This is a genomic window from Microbacterium xerophyticum, from assembly GCF_053543555.1.
In genome coordinates, this window is the sequence record NZ_JBLVOB010000004.1 from 316,659 (window position 1) to 324,238 (window position 7,580).

Consider the following 7,580-nt stretch of genomic DNA (forward strand, 5'->3'; position numbering starts at 1 on the left):
CCGCCGCGCGCCGCGGGGCGCGTGCCAGTGGATGCCTGTTTCTCGGATGCCTTCGTCGTTGCCATCATGACAGCGAAGGTATCCGCGGTCGGTCGACCAGACCCAGGGCCTTGACAAGCAGCGCATCATCTCAGCAGCTGATTTCCGGAGCGGGCGACCAGCGGGCCGATCACCGCATCCGCATCCGGCGTCCATGCGGCGGCGCCCGTGATGCGGAATCGTGCGCGCTCACCGGGCAGCAGCGTGACGAGCCCTCGATCCACCGTGGCCGAAGGGTCGAGCCGATCCACCAGCAGCGCGAGATCGCGCACGAGAGATTCGGCGGTGATCGTCACGTCGTACGTGCCCTGATCGTCCACAGCTTCGATCTCGGACGACAGCCGCGGCGCACCGAGCGCGCTGTCGCGGGGCTCGGCGAACCACCACAGCCCGCGCGCGTCCAGCGCCTCGACCACCAGCACCTCTCGTGCCGCGTCACCGGCGACCGCGAGCGAAACGGGAACGTCGATCCGCACCGTCTCGCGCGCCGCGACCTCGGCGTCCACGGCATCCGACGCGAGCACGGTGCCGTCGAACGCGAGACGGCGCATGACGACGGTTCCCTGCCAGGGTTCGGCCGTGTCGTTCGACAGCACAGCGCTCAGTCCGGCATCCGCCGTCTGCGCGGGATCTGCCGGTTGCACCGACACCGTCCGGGGTGCGAATGCGTTCTTCAGCGCGAAGTACAGCGGCTTCTCACGCCCGTCGCCGTCGATCGCCGCCCATGACGTGACCGGCCAGCAGTCGTTGAGCTGCCACACGATCGCCCCCGCGTTGTGCGGAGCGAGCGAGCGGAACCATTCGAGCGCGCACGACACGGCGTTCGCCTGATTGAGCTGCATCGCCCAGTGCCATGTCTCGATGTCCTCCGGAACGCGGTAGTGCGAGACGAGGCCGCCGGTGAGCTTGGCGTTGCCGTCGGCGGCCTTCTGATGAACGATCATGCCCGGCGATTCCGGCGTGAGCGGATCGTCGCTGATCGCGCGCGTCAGCGTGGTCCAGGCCGGCGGCCCCTGCCATCCGAACTCCGCGACGAAACGCGGTCTGTGCTCGCGGTACGTGGGCCAGTCGCGGCGATTCCACTGCTCCCACAGGTGCATCGAGCCGTGCTCCTCGTCGTTCGGATGCGGCCCGGTCTGCGCGCTCCCGTCCCAGCCGCCGCCGGGGCTGAACGGGCTGCCCGGCGCATAGGGCACGTGCGGCGCCAGTTCGGCGATCAACGCGGGCAGCAGCTCGTAGTAGTAGTGCGCACCCCAGGTCCTGCCGTCCAGGACGCTCTTCCATCCCCAGTCCTCGTAGCCCCAGGTGTTCTCGTTGTTGCCCGTGAGCAGCACGAGCGATGCACGATGCGCGAGACGGGCGATGTTCTCACGCGCCTCTGCCTCGATCTCCGCGCGCAGCGGATCCTCCTCCGCGTATGCGGCGCACGCGAACAGGAAGTCCTGCCACACGAGCAGGCCGAGCTCGTCGGCGAGATCGTAGAAGTCCTCCGACTCGTAGATGCCCCCGCCCCAGACGCGGATCAGGTTGAGGTTCGCGTCCTTCGCCTGCTGCAGCCGGCCGCGGTAGCGGTCGCGGTCGACGCGGCTCGGGAACGCGTCGTCCGGAATCCAGTTCACGCCCTTCACGTAGATCGGCTGGTCGTTCACGATCAGGGTGAACGGGGTGCCGGCAGCATCCGGCGTCGTGTCCCACCGCAGATCACGGAAGCCGACTTTGCGCGATGCGGAATCAAGAAGGACCCCGTCTGCAGCAAGCGTCACATCCACGTCGTACAGCACGGGTTCGCCGTACCCGGCCGGCCACCACCGATCGACCTGGTCGAGCTGCACCTCGAGATCCACGGAGTCCACGCCGGCGGGCACTTCGACGCCCTCCGCCGCGCGAGCACCGACCTGCACCGCGAGCGTCGCCGGCCGCTGCGAGGTGCGCGCGAGCTCCACGTGCACCCGCACGCTGCCGCCGTTCCCCGCGGTCTCGGCCCGCACGTCGACCAGGGCGAGCCGTGCGTCGGACCACGACTCCAGTCGCGCCTCGCGCCAGATGCCGCTCGTGCACGTGGCGATCCCCCAGTCCCAGCCGAAGCTGCACGCCGACTTGCGGATCGCGTCGTACGGGAGCGGATAGGGCCGGGGACGCACGCCGAGCGCGACGCTCTGCGCGTTCGCGTGACGCACCGGGCTGCGCAGCGCCACGACGAGCTCGTTGTCTCCCGCCGTGAGGGTGCTCGTGACGTCGAAGCGGTACGAGCGGTGCTGGTTCGCGACGTCGGCGAGCGCCTGGCCGTTGAGCGTGATCGTCGCCACCGTGTCGATGCCGTCGAAGACGAGGTCGTGCCGTGCCGCGGCCTCGAGTGCGGCATCCGACACCGAGATCGTGGTGCGGTAGGTCCAATCGACCAGACCGATCCAGGCGAGCGCCGACTCGTTGTCGTCGAGATACGGGTCAGGGATGAGTCCGGCGCGCATCAGATCGAGGTGGACGACGCCCGGCACGATCGCGGGGATCGGATCAACGCCGACCTTGGCGGGACCGGCCGCCGCATGCACCTGCCAACCGGTGGTGAGCGGAGTGCGGACGAGGGCGGCGTGCGGCGAAGAGGTCACTGACCAACTGTGCCGTGCGGGACCAGGGGAAGTCCATCCTTCGCCCCGGTACGCCGCACGCGCGCACGGAAGCGCCATGCGGTCACGACCAGCACGACGACGGCGAGCACGACGGCGGTCGCCGCGACCGTCGGCGCTGACGGATCACCGGACCATCGTCCCACCGCGATCCACACGAGCCCCCAGGCCGTCGCCACAGCGGGAGCCCACCTCCCACCGCGCCAGGCGGTGAACACGGCGACGAGCCCGGTGACGACGAGCGTGATCACCCCAGGCACGCCAGGGGCCGCGGTCCACTCCGTCATGTCGAGCGCGCCGAGCCAGGCCGCGAGGTTCGCAGCGGCGGCGACCGTCACCCATCCGAGGTACAGACCGATCGTCCCGTCCACGAGCACGATCTCGGCGATCGTGCCGCGACGCGGTCTGCGGCTGACCCTGACGAACGTGACCAGCAGCACCCCGAGCAGGATCACGATGATCACGAACGACTCTGCGATGCGCCACGCCTGCACGCACATGATCCACACGGCGTTGAGCAGAGCGGATGCCGCGACGCCGTATCCGACCGCACGGTGAAGCGGCTTCGCCGCCTGCGAAGGCACCAGTTGCCACAGCGCGTACGCCACGAGGCCGAGGTAGATCACCGACCAGATCGCGAACGCGAAGCCCGCCGGTGCGAGCACGGTGGCGTCGGCGGCGAACGCGCCTCCCGCGGCCTCTGGCATCGGAGTGCCGCCCAGCAGGCCCGAACCGAAGACCGCGGCGATCACCGCCCCCGCGACGGTCAATGCGACGACGAGGCGGCGGACGCGATCAGACTTCTCCGTCTGGGCCATGCCCCCACAGTAGACGGGCCCCGGCGGTGACTACTCCGCTGCCGGCGGCGTGGCGCAGATGGCGCCGTCGACGATGGTCTGGTGGTACTGCTCGGCGGTGAAGGGCAGCCCGAACTCCGGTGCCGTCTCCCCGCCAGCCGCAGGCGCCTTCGAGGCGATCGCCGCGAGTTCCCACGCGAGGTAGGCCGCGAACGAGCCCCCGGCTGTCGAGTTGTTCAGCACGACGGCGACGGTGAACCCGGTCGTCGGGTCGGAGTACGCCGCCGTCGCATAGCCGGGGGTCCATCCGTGCTGACCGATCAGCGGACCGACCACGAATGCGCCGCCGGTGGCCTGATACCACGACGGTGCACCGTTGTACGCGGGCAGCGGAGCCGAGAACCGTCCGGGCTCGGCGCCCTCTTCGCGCAGTCCCTGGCGTGCCGTCGCCTGGGCGTAGCGCCCCAGGTCGTCGATCGTCGAGACGACACCGGAATCGGTGAAGCCCGTGCTCGATGAGAGCACCGTGATCTCGGAACGCGCCGCGCAGTCGAAACCGCCGTCGATGGGCGGCAGAAGGGTTCCGCTGAGCGAGACTTCGCCAGGGGCCGCCGCCTTCGGCGCAGGAAGGGACGTTCCCGCGAGGTCCAGCGGGTTCGTCACGTACTCGGCGATGAGCTGCGATGCGCTCTTGCCCGATGCGCGCTCGAGCGCCAGGCCGAGCAGCAGGTAACCGGCATCCGAATCGCGGTACGTCGTGTGCGGAGCAACCGGCGTCTGCCCGAGACCGAACGACGCCAACTCCAGCGCAGGCCACTCGCGCTCAGGGGTGTTCAGCCACATCGGCTTGACGGCTGCTTCGGAGGAGCCGGCACCGCTGGTGCCGTTGCAGAGATCGAGGAGGGTGATGTCCTCCATCTGCGCGACCCCCGAGACGTACTCCGGAACGGAGGCGTCGAGTTCGACCACACCGTCGTCCACGAGTCCGTAGAGGACATCGCAGGTCATCATGCGCGTGACGTCCGCGACGCGGAATGTCATGTCGGTCGAGACCGCCGTCTGGTCCTCGACCGACTGCGTGCCGAGTCCGGTGACCCAGGTGCCGCTCCACGGCACCCACACACCGACGATCGCGCCGGTCGAACCGGTCGCGACCATCGCATTCTCGACGGCGGCCTGCAGCTGCGCGACGGTGTCATCCGCGAGTGCGGCATCGACCTGCTCGGGAGGCGTGTAGGAGAAGGACTCCTCCCCTGAGCAGCCGGTCAGGACGAGCGCGAGCGCAGCGGCGCCTGCGACGGCGGCACGCCAGCGGCGCGGCGAGAGAAGGTGCATGAAGGAAGCTCCAGGAAGATTTATTCTCCCGAGTCTAAAGCGCTCATCGCGAAACACGGCATCCATCGGGTGGACACCAGGCAGACGTACAGTGATCACGTGACCCATATCTTCGAAGCCGACGTCGTCGCAGCCATCCTCCGTCACATGAACGGCGATCACACCGACGACAACCTCCTCATCGTCCGCGCGTTCTCTACGGAATCCGACGTGCCGATCACGAGCGCCGTGATGACGGATCTGGACGGCTCGGGCGGCGTCTGGCAGATCACGCGCGCCGGCGTCCCGGAAGAGCTTCGCGTCCCGTGGCCCAGCGGTGAGATCTCCGAGCGACCGGCAGTGCGCCGCGAGGTCGTGGCGCTGTACGACGCCGCATGCGAGAGACTCGGCATCGAGCCGCGACCGCACGCGTGAGGAATCCGCACTTCTGCTGAGGTTAGGTTGCCCTTACACTGAGGGCATGGCCGAAATCCTCTCCTTCTCCGCCGCTCTGCGTGAGCGCTCCTCGAGTTCGCATTCGCGCAGCGAGCACGCCGGATTCATGGCCGACCTGCTCAAGGGCGAGGGCTCCCGCGAGGACTACATCGCACTCGTGGCGCAGCACTACTTCATCTACGAAGCCCTCGAGGGCGCGGGCGATCGCATGCGCAACGACCCGGTCGCCGCGGTCTTCATCAGCGACAGGCTGACACGGCTGCCCGCACTCGAGGCGGACCTGGAGTTCCTCATCGGGCCCGACTGGCGCGACACCATCACGCCGCTGCCGACGACGCAGCGCTACGTCGACCGCATCAACGAGGTCGGGGCGACCTGGGTGGGCGGCTTCGTCGCACACCACTACACCCGCTACCTCGGCGACCTCTCCGGCGGCATATTCATCGGGCGGGTCATGCAGCGGCGGTTCGGCTTCGAGACGAACGGCGTCGGCTTCTACCTGTTCGACGACATCGCCGACCCTGCCGCGTTCAAGGACGTCTACCGCGAGCAGCTGGATGCCGCGCCGTGGGACGACGCGGAACGCGAACGGGTGATCGATGAGGTGCTGCTGGCGTACCAGTTCAACACCGAGCTGTTCCTCGACCTCGATCGCGTGCGATCCGCGGCCTGATCCGTCAGGCGTTGACCTCGGGCGTCGACGCTCTCTCCCACGCTTCGCGCATGAAGCGGCGCACATCCTCGTCGACTCTGATGTCGCTCGGACGCAGCGGCCGGGACAGGTACAACCCGTCCAGTGACGTCAACCGCGACAGCGCGACGTAGGTCTGGCCGGGGGCGAACGCCCCTCCGCCCAGATCGATGATCGCCCGGTCGTAGGTCTTGCCCTGCGACTTGTGGATCGTGACCGCCCAGGCGAGGCGCAGCGGGAACTGCATGAACTCCGCGATCACGTCACGGCTGAGGGTCTTGGTGCTCTGGTCGTAGGAGTAGCGGAACCTCTCCCAGACCGCTGGCTCGACGTCGACGTCCTCGCCGTCGATCTCCACTCGCACCGAACCGCCGATGATGCGCTTCACCGTACCGATCGTGCCGTTCACCCAGCGCGGGGGCTCGCCCGTCATCGAGACGTCGTTGCGCAGGAACATGACCTGCGCCCCGACCTTGAGCTTCAGTTCCGCATCGGCGGGGTAGGACGCGTCGCCCCTCCCGAAGTCGCCGTTGATCTCCGCCCTCGCGGTCTGCTCCTTGCCGGCGAGCGCGGCGAGGTGGCGGCGGTTGATGTTGTTGACGATGTCGTTGCGGGTCGCGAGCGTGATCATCGGCACCTCGCCGGGCTCCGGCTCCGGGGGAGTGCGGGCGCCCTGCGAGTTGAGGACGCCGGCGATCTCGGCCGTGACGCGCCCGTAGCGCACGGCGTTCAGCATCGCCTTGAAACCGTCGTCCGACTGCCGGTGGATCTGCACCAGCTCTCGAACATGCAGTTCGGCCCCGTGCCTGCCCAGATCGATGAGCCCGTCCGACTCGCCCATCGTCGCACCAGCCCAGACCTTCGCATCGAAGAACCAGAAGGAACGGTAGTGATCCTGCACGTAGCGCAGCTCATCTCCGCGCGGCGGCACGGGCGCCAGCTGGTACGGATCGCCGAACATCACGATCTGCACGCCGCCGAAGGGCTCAGCGCGCCGTCCCCTCGCCTGGCGCAGGGCGCGATCCATGCCGTCCATGAGATCGGCGTTCACCATCGAGATCTCATCGATCACGAGCGTGTCGATGGCATTGAGGATGCGGCGGGTGGCGTCGTTCTGCTCGATCTCGCTCTCGGCGATGAGTCCGATCGGGAGACGGAAGAGCGAATGGATCGTCTGGCCCTCGACGTTCAGCGCCGCGACGCCGGTCGGTGCGCAGATCGCGATCTGCTTCTGCGTGTTCCAGGCGAAGTACTGCAGCAGGGTCGACTTGCCGGTTCCCGCGCGGCCGGTGATGAACACGTGCTCCCTGGTGTCCTCGATGAGACGGAACAGCTCCTGCTGCTCGGCGGAGAGGGCGGGAAAGGACACGATTCTCATCGTACGTCGAGCGCGGCGTCACAGTCTGCCGACGCTCGGCACTGTCTCAGGCCCCTCTCCTAGACTGACGCCATGGATCGCCCTCAGCCGACGTCGCCGCGGCGCCGACGCCTCTGGGTCGACCTCACCACCCTGGCGGTCATCGGCGTCCTGCTCCTCGGCGCGATCGCCGCCGGCGGTGCGGCTCTGTACAAGGAGTACTACGGCCCAGGCGCCTTCGTCACGAGATACCTCGATCTGCTCGCGACCGGTCGCGCCGCCGCCGCCCGGCGCGGGCCGGG

The 7,580-nt window shown here is 68.6% G+C and carries 6 protein-coding genes and 1 pseudogene; 3 read left to right on the forward strand and 4 right to left on the reverse strand.

Annotated elements, in window-relative coordinates:
* Positions 1-125: 125 nt before the first annotated feature.
* The 3 genes from ACNPNP_RS04130 to ACNPNP_RS04140 are packed head-to-tail and all read right to left on the reverse strand — an operon-like array spanning position 126 to position 4,795.
* Complete coding sequence (locus tag ACNPNP_RS04130; protein ID WP_448964797.1) at positions 126-2,645, reverse strand: glycoside hydrolase family 2 protein; 2,520 nt, start codon at positions 2,643-2,645, stop codon at positions 126-128.
* Positions 2,642-3,481, reverse strand: coding sequence for a tryptophan-rich sensory protein (locus ACNPNP_RS04135; protein ID WP_448964798.1), 840 nt, complete (start codon positions 3,479-3,481; stop codon positions 2,642-2,644). Before ACNPNP_RS04135 ends, ACNPNP_RS04130 begins: the two co-directional genes overlap by 4 nt.
* 30 nt (positions 3,482-3,511) lie before the next feature.
* Positions 3,512-4,795, reverse strand: coding sequence for a serine hydrolase domain-containing protein (locus ACNPNP_RS04140; protein ID WP_448964799.1), 1,284 nt, complete (start codon positions 4,793-4,795; stop codon positions 3,512-3,514).
* Positions 4,796-4,894: 99 nt separating this feature from the next.
* On the opposite strand from ACNPNP_RS04140, the gene ACNPNP_RS04145 reads away from it, so the two are divergent.
* Complete coding sequence (locus ACNPNP_RS04145) at positions 4,895-5,209, forward strand: DUF2470 domain-containing protein (protein WP_448964800.1); 315 nt, start codon at positions 4,895-4,897, stop codon at positions 5,207-5,209.
* Positions 5,210-5,255: 46 nt separating this feature from the next.
* Complete coding sequence (locus ACNPNP_RS04150; protein ID WP_448964801.1) at positions 5,256-5,903, forward strand: biliverdin-producing heme oxygenase; 648 nt, start codon at positions 5,256-5,258, stop codon at positions 5,901-5,903.
* Positions 5,904-5,907: 4 nt separating this feature from the next.
* Here ACNPNP_RS04150 and ACNPNP_RS04155 read toward each other — a convergent pair whose 3' ends face one another.
* A complete protein-coding gene (locus ACNPNP_RS04155; protein WP_448964802.1) occupies positions 5,908-7,290 on the reverse strand; it encodes an ATP-dependent DNA helicase in 1,383 nt (460 codons plus the stop codon).
* 81 nt (positions 7,291-7,371) lie between these two features.
* Here ACNPNP_RS04155 and ACNPNP_RS04160 point away from each other — a divergent pair.
* Positions 7,372-7,580: pseudogene (locus ACNPNP_RS04160) on the forward strand (hypothetical protein); the annotation flags it as partial.

What these genes read in the sequence shown, in the direction of transcription:
- ACNPNP_RS04135 (WP_448964798.1), bottom strand. Translation starts at nt 3,481, where the DNA reads ATGGCCCAGACGGAGAAGTCTGATCGCGTCCGCCGCCTCGTCGTCGCA.
- ACNPNP_RS04140 (WP_448964799.1), bottom strand. Translation starts at nt 4,795, where the DNA reads ATGCACCTTCTCTCGCCGCGCCGCTGGCGTGCCGCCGTCGCAGGCGCC.
- ACNPNP_RS04150 (WP_448964801.1), top strand. Translation starts at nt 5,256, where the DNA reads ATGGCCGAAATCCTCTCCTTCTCCGCCGCTCTGCGTGAGCGCTCCTCG.